The organism is Streptomyces sp. GL_141 (assembly GCF_057834385.1).
Window position 1 is genome coordinate 8,159,318 of record NZ_CM174402.1, and the last position, 16,824, is coordinate 8,176,141.

Below are 16,824 nucleotides of genomic sequence, written 5' to 3' on the forward strand. Positions count from 1 at the left end.
TGGCGGCCCGTCCGGCGGACGGGCGCGGCAGCGCGTCGGATCAGGGGTGGTACGCGGGTGGCAGCGGGAGACAGTCCGCAGGCGCAGGAAACGCTGCGGCGGTTCGCCGTCCGGATGAAGGAGCTGCGGATCGATGCCGGCAGCCCGTCCGGTCCGCAGATGGAGGAGTTCTCGCGCAAGTCCATCGACCGGCGCGTGGTCAGCGAGCTGCTGGTGGGACGTGGCGGGAGCCGACGGGTGCCGGGCTGGGAGAAGGTCGAGGCGTTCGTCACCTCCTGCCGGCGGTACGCCGCGGCGACCGGGGCGCCTCTCAGCGCGGTGCGGGCGGACCTCGACGAATGGAAGCGTGCGCACGCGGACCTCGTCCGGATCGTGGAGGAGTTCGACCGCGCTCACACCGCCGCGGGGGACATGTCCGCCGCTCCGGCCGTTGGCCGGCTGGGACGGTCCGGCTACCTGAACCAGGTCCGCCGGCTCGGATCCCCGGACCTGATCGGGCGGGAGGCGGAACTGGCGGTGATGGCCGCGTTCGGCACGGCGGCCGAAGGTCCCGGCTACTTTCGATGGCTGGCACCGGCCTGGGCCGGGAAGACCGCGTTGATGGCCTGGTTCACGCTGAACCCTCCCCCCGATGTGCGCGTGGTGGCGTTCTTCATCACCGGGCGGCTGTCGAGCCAGTACGACCGGCTGGCGTTCTGCGAGGTCGTACAGCGACAGCTGTACGAAATCCTCGGCGAGGAGGAGCCGCCCGTCACCGAGTACACGCGCGACGAACAACTGCTGCACGCTCTTGACCGTGCCGCACTGCTGTGCGCGGAACGCGGGGAACGGCTGCTGCTGCTCGTGGACGGCCTGGACGAGGACCGGGGCGTCGTGGTGGGGCCGGGCAGCCACAGCATCGCGGCGCTCCTTCCCGCCGAGCCGCCCGCCGGGATGCGGGTCGTGGTGGCGGGGCGTCCCCATCCGCCGGTCCCCGACGACGTCCCCGAGCACCATCCGCTGCTGCGGCCCGGCACCTCTCACGTGCTGTCGGTGTACCCGTCGGCGACGGCGGTGCGGCGGGACATGCTGGACGAGTTGGACCGGCTGCTCGCGGCCAACGGGGTGGAACGGGACCTGCTGGGCTTCCTGACCGCTGCGGGCGGTGGCCTCAGCGCGGCTGACCTGGGCGAGCTCACCGGATGCGGATCCTGGACGGTCGAGCGGCACCTCCGGTCGGTGTCGGGCCGCACGTTCCGGACGAGCGAGCACCAGTGGATCACCGGACCGGAGCTGTACCTGCTCGGCCACGAGGAACTCCAGCAGTTCGCCGTGCGCAGCCTGCACGGCGAACTGGACGACTACCGCGGACGGCTGCACGCGTGGGCCGACCGGTACCGGGACCGCGGCTGGCCGGCAGGTACGCCGGAGTTCCTGCTCCGTGGCTACAACCAGCTGTTGCGCGAGACGGGCGAGGTGGCCCGACTGGTCGGACTCGCACTCGATCCGGCCCGCCAGGAACGGCTGTTGGACCTCTCAGGAGGAGATCTGGAGGCCCTCACCCAGATCGCCGCCGCCCAGGACCTGCTCCTCACCCAGGAGACGGTGGACCTCGACGCGATGCTCGCCCTGGCCGTACACCGTGATGCCCTCCACGACCGCAACGGCAACTTCAGCCGTCAACTGCTCGTACTGTGGGCGAGCCTGGGCCACTTCGAGCGGGCCGTGAACCTGGCCCGGTCGCTCGCCGATCCGGACCGGCAGCTGACGGACCTGTACGCGATCATGGCGGCGCCGGTCGTCGAGGGCGCACGTGGACTCAGTGATCAACAGATCGGCAGCCTGATCCAGGACGCCGCCGGCATCAGACACACCATGCACGAGGAACGGGACCGGGAAGGAGCGCTGGCAGGCCTCGCGGAGACGCTCGCCGACATGGGAAGGATTCCGCATGCCCTGGAAATCGTCCGGACGATGACGGACCTCGAGTACCAGGCCGCTGCGTTGGCGTGGATCGCCGACGCACTCGTCGAGACGGGTGACACCGAGGAGGCCCTCGCCGTGGCGCGGCAAGCCGGCGCCGTCGCCCGCACGGTCATCGACCCGGACGGACGCATCCGAGCGCTCCGCGATGTCGCCGGGTGCCTGGTCGGGGCAGGGGACGCCGACGGGGCCTTCGCCCTGGCTCGACAGGCACTCGAAGTCGCCCGCACCATCACCGACGCCGAGGATCGGGCATGGGACTTTCGTGACCTCGGTGAGACCTTCGTCGAGGCGGGCGACGCGGAGCAGGCGCTTTCCCTCGCCCGGCAGGCCATCGAGGTCGCCCGCACCATCGTCAGTCCGGATCGTCGGACGTGGGTCCTGACCGACATTGCCGAAACCCTGGCCAAGGCGGGTGACGTGGAGCGGGCCCTCGCCCTCGCCGGAAGCCTGGCGGACCTCGATCACCGGGCCCACGCGACAGCCAAGATCGCCGTGGCCATGGCCACGGCCGATTCCCGGGAAGACGGGATCAAGCTCGCCCGCAGCATTGCCGTCCTGCGACAGCGAGACATGGCGATGCAGGGGATAGCCGACGCCTTGATCGCCGAAGGACAACTCGAACAAGCGCTCACCCTCGTCCGAACCGTCCATGACCCCGCGGAGCGGGTGCGGAGCCTGACCGAGGTGGGGAACGCTTTCGTCGGGGACGGCCATGCAGGACGGGCCCTTGCCGTCGCCCGGGAAGCCGCCGAAGTCGCCCATACCATCAGCGACCCCAAATTCCGGTCTGATGCCCTCGCCGAGATCGGGAGCACCTTGGCCCGGGCGGACAGCTTGGAGGATGCCCTCGCGCTGGCCCATCAGGCCACCAGCCTCGCACGCACCGCCTATGACACCTTCGCGGGAGTCAAGGCGATGGCTCTTGTCAGCAGAGCTTTCGCCTCCACGGGTGACGCGGAACAGGCACTCGTCCACGCCCGCCTCGCCGGCGCCATCGCCCGCACCCATGCTCATCCCGATTGGCCGCAGTGGGGGCTGCTCTGGGTCGCCGACTCCCTGGCGGCAGCGGGGGACACCGAGCAGGCATTCGCCCTCGCTCGTCACACCGCCCGTGACCTCGCCCGCGACGTCCGCAGCCTCGATGGCTCGATGGAGATCTTGATCCGCACGATCGGATGCCTGGCCGAGGCGGGCGCGAGCGAGGAGGCCGTCACCCTCGCCCGCCAGGTCTGTGACCTGGCACGCACCCTCATCGACCCGGAGGAACAGGCCCAGGCTCTGGCCGAGATCGCCGAGGCCGTTGCCGAGGCGGGGAACCCGGAGCAGGCCCTCTTCCTCGCCCGTCAGGCAGCCAGGATCACGCGCACCATCACCTCCGGCAGCGAGCAGGCAGACAGTCTGATCTGCGTTGCCTCCGCCTTCGCGGCCGCGGGACGGCCGCGCACTGCCGTTCGAGCAGCCGAGTGGGCCATCGCCGTCGCCCGTACGGGTACCCGCGACCAGGCGCGCATCACGGCCCACGCCGCTGCCGCTCTCGCACGTGCCGGGGAGCCCGAGCGGGCGCTGGTCCACGCCGGGACGATCGCCGACACCTACTGGCAGATCCACGCGCTGGCCGCCATCGCCAAGACCCTCGTTTCGGCAGGAGGCCTACGGCAAGGGCTCGGCCTTGCCCGGCAAGCGGCCTCCAGTGCCCACACCATCACCGATGCCGAGGAGCGGGCGGAGAGTCTGACGGTCATCGCCGAGGCCTTCGCGGAGGCGGGTGAACGGGAGCGGGCCGTCGACCTCGCCGGCCAAGCCACCGCCTTCGCCCGCAGGATCACCGACCCTCAGGGGAAGGCCGAGGCCCTGACGCGCATCGCCGCGCTCATGGGCTCGGCTCACCCCGCCCGGCGCCTCTGCGCGGAGGCACTACGTCTGAGCAGGTGGGACACAGTCGTCGTCGTGCTGAGTGCCGTCGCTCCGGAGTCGCTGTACGCGCTGTCCCGTGCCTTGCACGGCATCAGTGGCATCAGTGGCATCGAGCACGTCGAGTCGTTGTCGTTCCCGGCTCGTGAGTGACGCTCCCCGAAGACGTCCGTACTACTGGAGCCGGGAGACGTCGACCGAGTCGGCGGGTGCGGGGGGATCGGCCGGGACGGGCTCGTCGAAGGCGGAGAAGGATGCCTCGACCCGCCTGCCGGGTGCTTCGGTGCCCTGGATCCGCAGGAGGTACGGCTCGTCCTCGGTGGACACCTGGTACGTGCCCGTCTCGTCCTCGTTCCGGCTCGTGACCGTGATCGCCGGACGGCCGTCGACGGCGGTCCGCGGTCCCTTGGCCAGCTGTTCGTTCGACGGCTCCGAAGAGAGCTCCTTCTTGAAGGAGTCCAGGTCGCACAGTTCGGCGAAGTTCCGCAGCAGGGCGCTGCGCGTAGTGCCGTGCAGATAGCGGCCGTTGACGAGCGCGATCGCGTCCTCGGCCGCCGCGCCCGGTATCTGGGCCCGAAGGAGGGCGTCGTCGAGCTTCATCCACACGTCGTCGCCGCGTTTGACGATGTCAGCCGTGCCCGAACCGCCGGGAGGCGTGACGGTGCCGACGCAGTTGCCCCGCTCGTCGAACCGGAGGTCCAGCGCGGTGGTGCCCGACGTGTCGGTCACCTCGGCCACCATGCGCATGGACGTGACGCCGGACATGGCCTGACGAGAGGCGTCCGCGATGGCCCGGGCGCTCTGGTCGGCGATGCCGTTGTCATCGGCCCCGGCGGCTCCCGCGCCCGCGAGGATCAGCAAGCAGGCAGCTCCGGCGGCCGCGCAGTGGGCCGTGGCTGCCCGGGGTACGGACATCCGGCCTCACCTCCCTCCGGCCGCCTCCGGACGGCATCCGCCGTGGCTGCGGCCATGGCCGTAGTCATGGTCTCCGGACCGGTACGGACGTCACCTGATCAGCGTAGGTCCGGGCCGCGGCAGGCGCAGTCCGGGCGACCGCCGGCACGATCCGTCCGGACTGCGGCCTGCGCTGGTCACGGGCTTCCCGGGAGGCCCTGGCGGCTTTCGCGAGGCAGGCTGTTCCCATGAGGTCACATCCTCGATCGCCCGTACGGCCAGGAGTGTCCTCCCGGCCGGGAGCGGGCGGTCACGGAGAGGTCCTGTTCACGCTGGCGCAGTGGGCGCCCTTCGCGATCGCGCTGGGCGTGCTGGGGATCGAGCTCTCGCCCGCACACGATCTGGTCACGGGTCCCCTCCTCACCACGACGCCGGCGCTGGCCGCGCTGACGATGGGCCCGGTGGGCACGCTGTCCGCGGCAGCCATCGCGGTGGGTGTGAACGTGACCTCGGCGACCTACAACCAGTCGTGGGGAACCCAGACCCAGCTGATCATCGGCAACTTCCTGGGGCTGATCGTGGTGTCCGTGGCCAGTGTCATCCTGAGCAACGCGGTGCGCACGCGCAGGCAGAGCGAGCTCGACCAGGTCCACCGGATCGCGGTGGCGGCGCAGGAGGTCGTCCTGAGGCCCGTACCCGAGGTTCTGGGCCCCGTACGGGCGGCCAGTCTGTGCCTCGCGGCCGGGACGGGGGCCCTGGTGGGCGGCGATCTGTACGAGGCCGTGCACACGCGCTACGGCGTCCGCCTGATCGTGGGGGACGTCCGGGGGAAAGGGCTGTCGGCCATCCGCGCGGTCGCGGTGGCGCTGGGCGCGTTCCGGGAGGCCGTTCACTACGAGGAAGACGTGCAGGAGGTCATGAACCATTGCGCGGCCGCGCTGCGGCGAGAAGCCGCCGTAACGGGTACGTACTCGCAGGCGGAACTCCCCGAAGTGCTCATGGAGGGTTTCACCACCGCGCTCATCGCCCAGGTGGCGGACGAACCGGTGGTGCGGCTGGTCAACCGGGGCCATCCGCCTCCGCTGATGCTGCGCGAGGGCAAGGTCCGGGCCCTGATGCCCGCCTCGCCCATGCCGCCGCTCGGTCTCGAAGACCTCGTCGAGGGTCCTCCTGCCGAGCCCGAGAGCCACCCGTTCCTGATCGGCGACCGGCTGCTGCTCTACACCGACGGCGTCATCGAAGCCCGCAACCGCGACAACGACTTCCTCCCGCTGCCGGAGATCATGGAGGAGATACCCGCCGGCACCTCCCCGCAGGAGTTCCTGGACGAACTGCACAAGGCGCTCGTCCGCCACACCGAGGGCCGCCTGACGGACGACGTGGCGATGATCCTCATCGACCGGCTCGTATGAACGCGTAGGCCCTTCCCTTGTCGGCCGCCCCTGCGTAGCTTCGCCGCTGCCGGGCAGCACCGCCCGGTGATGTCGACACGGGGGAGAGCGATGAGAGGCATGCGCAGAACACGCGGAACACACACCACACGCACCGCACGGGGCCGCCTCGTGGTGGCCGCCGCGACGGTCCTGGTCGTGGCCATGGGCCTGCCGTCCACGCCGGCCGGCGCACACGACAGCCACGAACCCCTCCTCGCCGCCCTGCGCGCCCAGGCGGGGACCGCCGTCGGCGGCGACGGCATCCCCGGCGTGATCGCCCGTACCTACAAGGACGGCGTCTCCTGGACCGGTACCGGAGCCATGGACGCGGGAACACCCGTACGCAATCCCGACAGCCCCTTCCGGGCCGCCTCGATCACCAAGACCTTCACCGCGACGACCGTCCTCCAGCTCGTCGCCGAGGGCAGGCTCAGCCTCGACGACGACGTGTTCGGCCTGCTGGGCCCGGTCTTGAAGACCAACCCCGTCGCGGGCTGCAACCCGGGCACCGGGCAGTGCTTCAACCCGCCGCCCGGCAGCCCGCCCATCACCGTACGGAACCTGCTCCAGCACTCCAGCGGCGTCTTCGACTACCTCGGCGACCTGGGGGTGCTGGCGAGTGCCGGCAGCAGTTTCCCCAACCTGCCCGACTACTCCGCCCAGCAGCTCGTCGACGAAGGCGCCTCCCACGGACCGCAGTTCGCGCCGGGCGCCGGTATGCACTACAGCAACACCAACTACGTCCTGCTCGGCATGGTCATCGAGCGGGTGACCGGACGCCCGTGGGCCGACGAGGTCACCCGCCGGGTCATCCAGCCGCTCGGCCTCACCCACACCGTGCTCCCCGGATCCACGACCACCCTGCCGACGCCCCACGACCAGTTCTTCACGAACTACCTGCGACCGCGCGGGGTGTTCGGCCACCTCTCCCGTCCGGCCGCCGACTGGAACCCGTCGATCGGGGGCGCGGCCGGAGCCATCGTGTCCACCAGCGGTGACCTGGTGACCTTCATCCGCGCCCTGCTCACCGGCCAACTCCTGCCTCCGGCGCAGCTCGCGCAGATGATGACCGACCTGAACCCCACCGGGGCCGGAGCCCCCGGCTCCCCGCTCCCCGGCGTCCCCTGCGACCCGGCCCGCGCCTGGCCGGAGTGCATCGTCAACCCGTCCATCAGCACGGTCAGTTCGGGCGACAGGGCCACACCCGGCTACTGGTACGCGAGCCGCCCCTGGAAAGCGGTCCAGGCCGACTACGGACTCGGGCTCACCCGCCGCACGATCACCTGCGCGAACGGCTCCACCGTCGTCCTGTACGGGCACAACGGCGGCGGATTCGGCTCGCTGAGCTACCTCTACGCCACGGCGGACGGCAGCCACGCCATCGTGCTCAACATGAACGGCGACTGGCCGCTCTGGGAGCTGTACAGCCTGAACGGCTTGCTGGCGGCCGAATTCTGCACCGCCTGACAGCTGTCCGGCACAGGCTTCATGATCGACATCACCCTCCGGAGGACCGCTGCCTTGCGGACACCCGTGGCATAGTCGCGGCAAGGCGGCGGTCCGGCCGCACGGGCAGACGGGGGCGGGCAGTGGACGCAGGAGCGTACGAGGAGATCGGTTCCGCGGAGGAACTGCGCGAGCTGCTCGGCGAACCCACCGCCGTGGCCCGCGACAAGGAACGGCAGGCCCTCCACGAGCACCACAAGCAGTGGCTCGCCCGTTCCCCCCTCTGCCTGATCTCCACCTCCGCCGCCGACGGCACCTGCGACGTCTCGCCCAAGGGCGACCCGCCCGGTTTCGCCAAGGTCCTCGACGACACCACCCTCGTGATCCCGGACCGCCCCGGGAACCGCCGTGCGGACGGCTACCACAACGTCCTGACCAACCCCCACGTCGGTCTGCTCTTCCTCATCCCGGGCCGCGGCGACTCCTTGCGCGTCAACGGCCGGGCCCGGCTGCTCCGCGAGGCACCCCTCTTCGACGACCTGACCGTCAAGGGGCACCGCCCCACGCTCGCCCTCCTCGTGGAAGTCGAACAGGTCTACTTCCACTGCTCCCGGGCCTTCGTACGCTCCGCCCTGTGGAAGCCGGAGACCTGGAACCCCGGGGCGGCTCCGTCCCGGGCCAGCATCTCGAAGAGCCTGGAGCGCACGGAGGAGTCCCTGGAATCGCTGGAGCGCTACTACGGGCCCTCGTACGACGAGAAGAACATGTACATCTGACCGGCGGTACGAGCCGGCCGGACCGCTCAGGCGCCCGCGGCGGCGCGCCGGATCGTGGCGAGTGCGCGTGCCACGTCGTCGTCGGTGGTCGACCAGTTGCTCACCGAGATGCGCATCACGCGCCGCCCGTGCCAGGTGGAGCCGCTGATCCATGCCGTCCCGTCGTCGAGCAGGCGGGCGAGCACCCGCTCCGTGCGCGCGTCGTCGCCGAACTCGGCGCAGACCTGCGTGAACACCACGTCGTTGAGGACGGTCGCACCGTCCGTCGCGGTGATGCCGGTGGCGAACGCGGCCGCGTGCCCGCACAGCCGCTCGACGAGGTCGGCCACGCCCGACCGGCCGAGGGACCTGAGCGCCGCCCACACGGTGAAGGCCCTGCCGCGCCGGGAGAGTTCGGGGACCTTGTCGGTGGGGTCGCCCTGCTCGTGCTGGATGAGGTAGTCGCCGCGCAGACCCATCGCCGCCCGGACCGCGGAGGGGTCGCGCACGATGGCGAGGCCGCAGTCGTACGGGACGTTCAGGGTCTTGTGGGCGTCCGTCGCCCAGGAGTCGGCGTCCGCGCAGCCCGCCGTCAGGTGCGCGTACGAGGGGGACGCGGCCGCCCACAGCCCGAAGGCGCCGTCCACGTGCACCCACGCGTCCGCCTCGCGAGCGGCGCCGATCGCCTCGGCGAAGGGGTCGAAGGCCCCCGAGTGGATGTCTCCGGCCTGCAGGATCACGATCGTGGGGCGCTGCCCGCGGCCCTGCGCCAGGGCCTGCCGCAGGGCCGCGGGCTCGATGCGGCCCTGCCCGTCCGCCGCGATCAGTTCGGGCTGCCCGAGCCCCAGGTAGCGAAGCGCCAGGTCGATGGCCATGTGGCGGTCCTCGCCGGCGAGGACGCGTACCGCGGGCCCGCCCGTGAGGCCGTCGCGTGCGACGTTCCAGCCGGCGCGCCGCAGCACCGCGTCGCGCCCGGCGGCGAGACAGGTGAAATTGGCCATCGTGGCACCCGTGGTGAAGCCGACGGCGCTGTCGCCCGGCAGGCCGAGCAGGTCCAGCAACCACGCCCCGGCCACCTCCTCCACCGCCGCGTACGCGGGCGAGGCGGCACGCATGACGCTGTTCTGGTCCCAGGCGCTGACGAGCCAGTCGGTGGCGAGCGCGGCCGGTTCGGTGCCCCCGACCACGAACCCGTAGAAGCGGCCACTGGGAAACGCGGTGAGGCCTGGCTCGCAGGCCGTGGCGAGCAGGTCGACGACATCGGCCGGCGTACTGGGAGCGGCGGGCAGTTCGCGGCCGAGCGCGCGCACGATCTCGTCGACCGAAGCGCGGGCGGGAACCCGGCGGTCGTTCAGGCTCGCCAGCCAGCGGACGGCATGGTCGTGGGCCCGTCGGAGCGCTGCCTCGCGCGCGTCCATACCTCGGACTATGAGGCAGCGGCCACCGCCCCGCAAGCCACGGTCGCACCGGCGGCCCCAGGCCGGGCACGGGCCGTCACGGGAGGGGCAGGATCTGTTCGGACCAGACGGTCTTGCCTCCCCTGGCGTAGCGGCTGCCCCAGCGGTGCGAGAGCTGGGCGACGATGTACAGGCCCCGGCCGCCTTCCTCGGAGCTCCGCGCACGCCGCATCCGCGGTTGCGTGTTGCTGGAGTCCGAGACCTCGCACGTCAGGGTGTCCGCCCGGATCAGCCGGAGCCGGATCGGGCCGCCCGCGTGGCGAACGGCATTGGTGACCAGCTCGCTGACGATGAGCTCCGTGCTGAAGGCGAGCTCGTCGAGGTCCCAGGCGGTCAGCTGCGCCAGGACGAGGTGGCGCGCGTCGGCGACGACCGCCGGGTCGGCGTCGAGCAGCCACGTCGCGAGGGAGCCGGCGTCCACCACCCGGGTACGGGCCAGCAGGAGGGTGACGTCGTCCCTCAGCCTGCCCGGCGGCAGCCCCTCCACGATGTCGTGACGGGCCTCGCGCAGCGGCCGGCCGAGTACGTCCGCGCGCAGCAGCCGGGCCGCCAGGTCGCCCATGCCCTGGTCGATGTCCCCCTCTCCGCGTTCGATGAGCCCGTCGGTGTACAGGGCGAGGACGCTCCCCGGTGGCAGCTCGCGTTCGACCGCCTCGAAGGGCCAGCCGCCGACCCCCAGGGGCGGGCCGGGGCTCAGCTCGACGTACTCCACGGTTCCGTCCGGGCCGACCACGGCCGGCGGCGGGTGCCCGGCGCTCGCCATGACGCACCCGCGGGTCACCGGGTCGTAGACGGCGTACAGGCAGGTGGCCCCGGCCGGTCCGCCGGGCACCGGCGGGCCCGCGTCCCCGTCTTCCGCGCTGTCGCTCTCGGCCTCGGCGCCGACCTGCAGGACCATGTCGTCCACGTGCGCCAGCAGTTCCTCGGGCTCCAGCTCCAGATCCGCCATCGCGCGTACGGCGCTGCGCAGGCGACCCATCATGGCCGTGGCGTGCAGCCCGTGACCGGTGACGTCCCCGACCACCAGGGCGACACGGGCCGACGACAGGGGGATGACGTCGAACCAGTCGCCGCCCACTCCGCTGTCCGCGTCGGCGGGCAGGTACAGGCCGGCGGCTTCCACCGCGGGTGTTTCCGCGGTGGCCGGCGGCAGCAGGCTGCGCTGCAGGCCCACCGCGGTGCGGCGCTCCTTGGTGTACCGGCGCGCGTTGTCCACGGCGACGGCCGCACGGGCCGCGATCTCCTCCAGGAGCGCCAGGTCGTCGGCCTCCAGCGGGGGAGCGTCCCCCGTGCGCCAGAGCGTGATCCGGCCGAACCCGATGCCGCGTGCACACAGCGGCGCCGTCATCGCCGAGTGCGCACCCGGGACGGCGGTGGCCCACGTCGGCGGGTCGCTCCCTGGTCCCTCAGGTGCCGCTCCGAGGAGCGTGACCAGCTCTCCGCGGCATTCCCGGGCCCCGGTCGCGGCCGGTTCGGGCCCTCCCGCCCCGGTCGCCGCCGGGTGGGCGCCGGCCGTGGCGAGCGGAGCCGCGAACCGGGTCGTACCCGTACGCAGCGCGTCCGCCGCCGATCCGGCGACGGCCATCCGGATCAGGGGCAGCGGGAGGTGATGCCCGTCGGCGGGTGGTTCGCCGCCGCTCAGAACGGTCTCCACGAGATCCACCGCGGCGCAGTCGCCGAACGAGGGTGCCAGTACGCCGACCAGGTCCTCGACGGTGCGCAGGACGGACAGGGAACCGCCCAGCGCGCCGGTCGCGCGGTACAGCAGGTCCAGGCGCCCGCGCGATCGCTCGTGGTCGGTGACATCGGTGAACACCGCCGCCACGCCCATCGGCCGTCCGTCGGGTTCCTGGAGCCGGAACGCCTGGATGGTCACGATCCGCCCCCCTCGGGAGTCGTCCAGGGTGCGCGCGGTCGTGTTGAACCCGATCAGCGGGTTCCCGCCGCGCAGGACCTCCCGCAGCCGGTCGTCGATGATCCGCGCGTCCTCGGCCCACAGGAAGTCGGCCAGGCGCCGGCCCTTCAGGTCGACGGGCACTCCGGTGTAGGGCAGCAGGTGCGTGTTCGTCCGCAGCAGGCGCAGGTCCGCGTCGAAGACGGCCAGGCCCACCCGCCCCTGCAGGAACAGCTCATGGGTGAAGGCGTGGTCCTGCCGCCACCGGGCGACCAGCTCCAGGGGCGCGCCGAGTACGAGGAAGCGGCTCGCGAGCCCCGGCGTGCCGTCGTTCAGCGGGATGACGCGGAAGCCGATCTCCAGCTCCCGCCCCGAGCCGTGGCGCAGGGTGGCCCGGCCCTGCCACCCCTCCCGGCGGTTGTGGCTGCCCTGCGCCAGCACCGCTTCCCAGCCGCCCGCGTCCGGGTCCGGGTCGGCGAGGAGCTCTCGGGCCGGTCGGCCGCACACGTCCGCGGACCGGCGATCCAGGAGCGCTTCGGCCGCCGGTGTCCAGGCGACGATCGTCCCGGCACCGTCCAGGAGTGCCGCGGCCGTGTTCGTGACGGCGAAGGGATAATCCTGGTCGCTCTCCGTGGCGCGCATGCGTGCCCATCTCGTCAGCCCGGTCCCGGTCCCACTGTCCCCATGCTGGTCGAAGTCCGGAACGGGAGCCAGAGGCGTTGCGCCGTCCGGTACGGCTTCGGACGTCTGTCAAGTGTCTCGCGCACAGTGTCTCGCGAGCATCCGCGCGGTGCGCGACCCGCGGGCGCCCGGGTGAGCGGCCCGTTCCTGTGCCCACCCTGCGGGCTTCCTTAAGGGACCTTGAAGAACGCCTCCGGATCGCCATTTCCGCTGGTCACCACCCTAGGCTCGGGGAACCGTCTCCCCTTCCCGCCGAGAGGTCCCCAGGCATGAGCCGCAGCAGAACCCCCGGAACTCCGTCCCGCGTCGAGGCGCGACGGAAGAAGACGGTGCGCACGCGCATCGTGCTGTCCCTCACCGCGGCGGCCGGGGTGGTGGCGGTCGGGGTCGCGGGGGCCGTCTCCGACGACGGCGCACGGGCCACCGCGGCGAAGTCCCGGGCGGCCGTCTCCGGTGGTGAACAGGCGGCGGAAACCCCCTCCACCCCCTCCGCACCCGCACGCGCCGCCGATGCCGCCTCCGAGACGGGCGCGATGCCGTCGGCGGCGCCCGGCACCGACTCCACGGGATCCGCCGCCCCCACGAAGTCGGCGGCGCAGGACACCCCGGCCCCCGCGGCCCCGGCCCCGGCCGCCAAGCCCAAGCCCACCCGTACGCCCACCGCGACCACCGGCGGCGGTACAGGCGGATCGGGCGGCTCCTCGGGTTCCTCCGGCTCCTCGGGCTCCTCCGCCGTGGAGTCCGCGGTCCTGGCCCTGGTCAACAAGGAGCGGGCCGCGGCCGGCTGCGGCGCGCTGACCTCGAACGCCAAGCTGAGCGCCGCGGCACGGGCGTACAGCGACACCATGGCCCGCAGCGGCGTCATGTCCCACACCGGACCCGACGGGTCCACCATGACCTCCCGCGTGGAAGCCGCCGGATACGGCTGGTCCCGCCTGGGCGAGAACATAGCCCGCGGCCAGGCGGACGCCGCCGCGGTCATGAAGGCGTGGATGAACAGCCCCGGCCACAAGGCCAACATCCTCAACTGCGGCTTCCGGGAGATCGGCATAGGTTTCCACAAGGGCGACGGCGGCCCCTGGTGGACGCAGAACTTCGGAACGGGCAAGTAGGAGAACCTTCACCCGCCCCGCACCCACGGGGCCCGGCACACGTCGTCCTCCGACCCGTACGCGGGTCAGGAGGACGTCTGCGTTCCCCGCGCATCCAGGGCCGTCCTAGGGTCGTACGGGGGTCATACGGGGGCAGTACGGGGCCGACCCGCGGGCCGGGTTCGTTACGGGGGAGGCGGTGACGGGCGGCCGGGCGGGTCGGCCACTATGGGGCCGTGCCCCGAATTCCGCGCTACCTGCTCATATGGCTGTCGTGCACGGCCGCCAGCGTGACCGCCGTGCTCGGCACGGTCCAGTTCGTCGTCGGGTCGACCAGGCACACGCCTCCGGTCGCGCGGTCCGCCCCCGTGGTCGTCGAGACGCCGCCGGCCTGGACGGCGGCGCCGGAGCAGTCACCGAGCCCGCAATCCCCGGGCGCCACCCCCGGCGGTTCTCCCGTGGCGACCGAGCGGCCGTCACCCCCGGCTTCGACACCCACCTCCGTGAAGGCCCCGACGGCGACGCCCCGTACGACAGCGCCCAAACCGACGGTCGACTGCAGCGGGGGCGGACTGGGCCTGCACACCGTCCCCTCGGAGGGCGGCAAGGTCACCGTGCGCTACGGCAACCGCGGCGTGTGCCTGATCTCCGCGGTACCCGGGCGGGGATACAAGGCCGCCACCTCACAGACCGCGGACGACACCCTGACCGTGACGTTCTCCAGCGCGGACCATCGTTCGGTGATCACGGCCACGATCACCCCGTCGGCGCGGGCCAGCGTGCGCGAGTCGTCCTTCTGACTGATCCCTTTTCCGGTTTCACCCCCTTGTGGACACCTATCTCCCGAGCCCCGGTGAAGCGGAAGGTGAGCTGTTCCTTAGGGGAACCTCAAGATCACGTCCAGCCGGTTCCGGCGGCCCCCGGCGGTCCTATGCTCGCCTCAGCCGAGCGGCCTTCGGCGCCCGGGCACCACTGCCCCGGTGACCCGTAAAGCTGTCGTGCCATCGGCTCCACCGCTCCGGAAGGCGCTTCGCGCCTCCGTACTCCGAACCGTGCCCTGGGGTGTCTTCGCCATGACTTCTCGCATACTCCGACCCGCCCGTGCCACCCGCCGCACGCCGCGTTCCGCCGCGCCGCTCGGCGTACGGCTGCCCCTGGTGGCCGCGGCCGTGGTCGCCGCCGGGCTGACCGCGGCGTGCGGTCCGTCCGCCCAGCCCACCGGTGCCGCCGCGCCGGTCGCGGCCGGACAGGCGTCGCAGAGCCTCGCGGCCGTAACGGAGTCCGCGTCCACCGAGGCCTCCCCGACCGCGTCCGCCGCGCCGTCCGCGCCGCCGTCGGCGTCGGCCGGTACCCCGGCCGGCGCCTCGCCCACCCCCTCGCGCGCCCAGCCCGCGAAGCCCGCTCCCAAGCCCTCCCGCACCTCCGCGGCGCCCGCCCCGGCGGCCCGGATACCCGGCCCCGGCTACGACAGTTCGGCCGACGCACAGAAGCTGATCGACGCGGCGCTGCGATCGGCCAAGGCCGACGGCCGGATGGTGCTGCTCGACTTCGGCGCCAACTGGTGCGGCAACTGCAAGGCGGCCGACAAGGTGTTCGCCCAGCCTCAGACGGCGTCGCTCCTCGGAGCCTCGTACCACCTGGTCAAGGTGGACATCGGCGGCAACAGCTCCGCCAACTCCGCGCTCCTGCGCAAGTACAGCCCCTCGGGCGGGACGTACAAGATGCCCGTCCTGGTCGTCGTCTCGCCGTCCGGCACGGTGCGCACCGACACGCACGTCACCGGCAACCCAGCCCTGACCCCGGACGGCCTCGGCTCCTTCCTCCGCCAGTGGGCGTCATGAGACGACCGGTTCCGCGCTCCACCGCCCTGGCCGGTGCCGGCCTCGCGGTGGCGCTCGCCGGGTGCCTCTACGCCGCTGCGGGCACCGCCTCCGGCGACGGTGGCGGCGACGGCGGGGAGGCGCCCGGCCCGGGGAGCGCCGCCGTCAGGCCCATGTCCGCGGCCGCGGTCGTGGATTCCGGGGTCCGGCCGCACGCGCCCGCGCTGGCGGGCGCCGACCTGGACGGAAAGCCGGTCAGCCTCGCCGAGTTCCGGGGCGAGGTCGTCGTGCTCAACGTCTGGGGCTCGTGGTGCGGACCCTGCCGGGCGGAGGCCGACGACCTCGAACGGCTCAGCGGGCAGACCCGCACCCAGGGCGTCCGGTTCCTCGGGATCAACATCCGCGACCGGGACCGCGCGGCGGCGCAGTCCTTCGTACGCGCGCACGGCCTGGGATTCCCCAGCCTCCACGACCCCACCGGCGAACTCCTGCTCCGCTTCCCGCCCGCGCTCCTCAACCCGCAGACCATCCCCTCGACGCTGGTGATCGATCGCCACGGCCGGATCGCCGTCAGCATCGGGGGAGCGGTCACCGACGAGGAACTGAGGCCCTTGCTCGTCCGCGTCGCGGAGGAGACGGCATGACGGCCCTCACCGGCATGACGGCGCTCACCGGCACGACGGCGCTCGCCGCTGCCGAAGCAGCCCCCTCCCTCCTCCACGGCACGCTGGCCTTGGCCGTCCCCGTGGCCTTCTTCGCGGGACTCGTCTCCTTCCTCTCGCCCTGCGTCCTGCCGCTCGTGCCGGGCTACCTCAGCTACGTGACCAGCCTGTCGGTCTCCGACCTGGCGGACGCCCGCGGCGGGCAACGCAGCCGCATGGCGGCCGGCGCGGCGCTGTTCGTCCTGGGTTTCACGGCCGTACTGGTCTCCGGAGGCGCCCTGTTCGGGTACTTCGGCCGCACCCTGCTGGCCCACCAGCAGGTGGTCACCCAGGTGCTCGGCGTCTTCACCGTGCTGATGGGGCTGTCCTTCATGGGCTTCCTGCCGGGTTTCACCCAGCGGGAGTTCCGCAGCCACCGGCGGCCCGTGCTCGGCCTGGCGGGCGCGCCGCTGCTGGGGGCGGTGTTCGCGGTCGGCTGGACCCCGTGCATCGGCCCGACGCTGGCCGCCGTACAGGCGCTCGCCTGGAGCGAGGCCAGCGCGGCCCGCGGCGCCCTGCTGATGGCGGCCTACTGCCTCGGGCTGGGCCTGCCCTTCCTCCTCGCCGCCCTGGCCTTCCGTCGGGCCCTGAGCGCCTTCGGCCTGGTCAAACGGCACTACCAGTGGGTCCTGCGGACCGGCGGCGGCCTGCTCGTCCTCGTCGGCGTGCTGCTGGCCTCCGGCGTGTGGAACGACCTGGTCTACCGGCTCCAGTTGTGGAGCGCGGCGTTCACCACCGCCGTCTAGAGCCGCCCCCCATTCCCCACTCCTTTCCTG

At 72.5% G+C, this 16,824-nt stretch carries 12 protein-coding genes; 9 read left to right on the forward strand and 3 right to left on the reverse strand.

Annotated features, from left to right (window positions below; genetic code table 11):
• Positions 1-57: 57 nt before the first annotated feature.
• The gene (locus AC3IX6_RS36280) at positions 58-4,029 is read left to right on the forward strand and encodes a tetratricopeptide repeat protein (RefSeq protein WP_489367526.1); all 3,972 of its coding nucleotides are present in this window, start codon (positions 58-60) and stop codon (positions 4,027-4,029) included.
• 21 nt (positions 4,030-4,050) lie between these two features.
• Here the strand turns inward: AC3IX6_RS36280 and AC3IX6_RS36285 are convergent, their stop codons facing one another.
• On the reverse strand, positions 4,051-4,791 hold the full coding sequence (locus AC3IX6_RS36285) for a hypothetical protein (RefSeq protein WP_489367527.1): 741 nt from the start codon (positions 4,789-4,791) through the stop codon (positions 4,051-4,053).
• A 227-nt stretch (positions 4,792-5,018) separates the two neighbouring features.
• Between AC3IX6_RS36285 and AC3IX6_RS36290 the strand changes: the two genes are divergently transcribed.
• From AC3IX6_RS36290 to AC3IX6_RS36300, 3 genes are all read left to right on the forward strand, one after another.
• The gene (locus tag AC3IX6_RS36290; protein WP_489367528.1) at positions 5,019-6,182 is read left to right on the forward strand and encodes a PP2C family protein-serine/threonine phosphatase; all 1,164 of its coding nucleotides are present in this window, start codon (positions 5,019-5,021) and stop codon (positions 6,180-6,182) included.
• Between the two features lie 99 nt (positions 6,183-6,281).
• Positions 6,282-7,670 (forward strand): serine hydrolase domain-containing protein, encoded by a 1,389-nt coding sequence (locus tag AC3IX6_RS36295; RefSeq protein WP_489367529.1) that lies wholly within the window; start codon positions 6,282-6,284, stop codon positions 7,668-7,670.
• 122 nt (positions 7,671-7,792) lie between these two features.
• On the forward strand, positions 7,793-8,425 hold the full coding sequence (locus AC3IX6_RS36300; protein WP_489367530.1) for a pyridoxamine 5'-phosphate oxidase family protein: 633 nt from the start codon (positions 7,793-7,795) through the stop codon (positions 8,423-8,425).
• A gap of 26 nt (positions 8,426-8,451) precedes the next feature.
• Here the strand turns inward: AC3IX6_RS36300 and AC3IX6_RS36305 are convergent, their stop codons facing one another.
• Together AC3IX6_RS36305 and AC3IX6_RS36310 are read right to left on the reverse strand one after the other, a co-directional pair.
• On the reverse strand, positions 8,452-9,822 hold the full coding sequence (locus AC3IX6_RS36305) for a pyridoxal phosphate-dependent decarboxylase family protein (RefSeq protein WP_489367531.1): 1,371 nt from the start codon (positions 9,820-9,822) through the stop codon (positions 8,452-8,454).
• Positions 9,823-9,898: 76 nt separating this feature from the next.
• Positions 9,899-12,397 (reverse strand): SpoIIE family protein phosphatase, encoded by a 2,499-nt coding sequence (locus AC3IX6_RS36310; RefSeq protein WP_489367532.1) that lies wholly within the window; start codon positions 12,395-12,397, stop codon positions 9,899-9,901.
• Positions 12,398-12,705: 308 nt separating this feature from the next.
• Here AC3IX6_RS36310 and AC3IX6_RS36315 point away from each other — a divergent pair, with 308 nt between their 5' ends.
• From AC3IX6_RS36315 to AC3IX6_RS36335, 5 genes are all read left to right on the forward strand, one after another.
• Entirely contained in the window at positions 12,706-13,548 is an 843-nt protein-coding gene (locus tag AC3IX6_RS36315; RefSeq protein ID WP_489367533.1) for a CAP domain-containing protein, read from the forward strand.
• A 215-nt stretch (positions 13,549-13,763) separates the two neighbouring features.
• Positions 13,764-14,327 carry a hypothetical protein gene (locus tag AC3IX6_RS36320; RefSeq protein WP_489367534.1) on the forward strand — a complete coding sequence of 188 codons (564 nt, stop codon included), beginning with the start codon at positions 13,764-13,766 and terminating at the stop codon, positions 14,325-14,327.
• A 273-nt stretch (positions 14,328-14,600) separates the two neighbouring features.
• Entirely contained in the window at positions 14,601-15,368 is a 768-nt protein-coding gene (locus AC3IX6_RS36325; protein WP_489367535.1) for a thioredoxin family protein, read from the forward strand.
• Positions 15,365-15,991 carry a TlpA family protein disulfide reductase gene (locus AC3IX6_RS36330; RefSeq protein WP_489367536.1) on the forward strand — a complete coding sequence of 209 codons (627 nt, stop codon included), beginning with the start codon at positions 15,365-15,367 and terminating at the stop codon, positions 15,989-15,991. Before AC3IX6_RS36325 ends, AC3IX6_RS36330 begins: the two co-directional genes overlap by 4 nt.
• Positions 15,988-16,794, forward strand: a complete 807-nt coding sequence (locus AC3IX6_RS36335; RefSeq protein ID WP_489367537.1) for a cytochrome c biogenesis CcdA family protein — start codon at positions 15,988-15,990, stop codon at positions 16,792-16,794. The genes AC3IX6_RS36330 and AC3IX6_RS36335 overlap by 4 nt, the downstream gene beginning before the upstream one ends.
• Positions 16,795-16,824 lie beyond the last annotated feature (30 nt).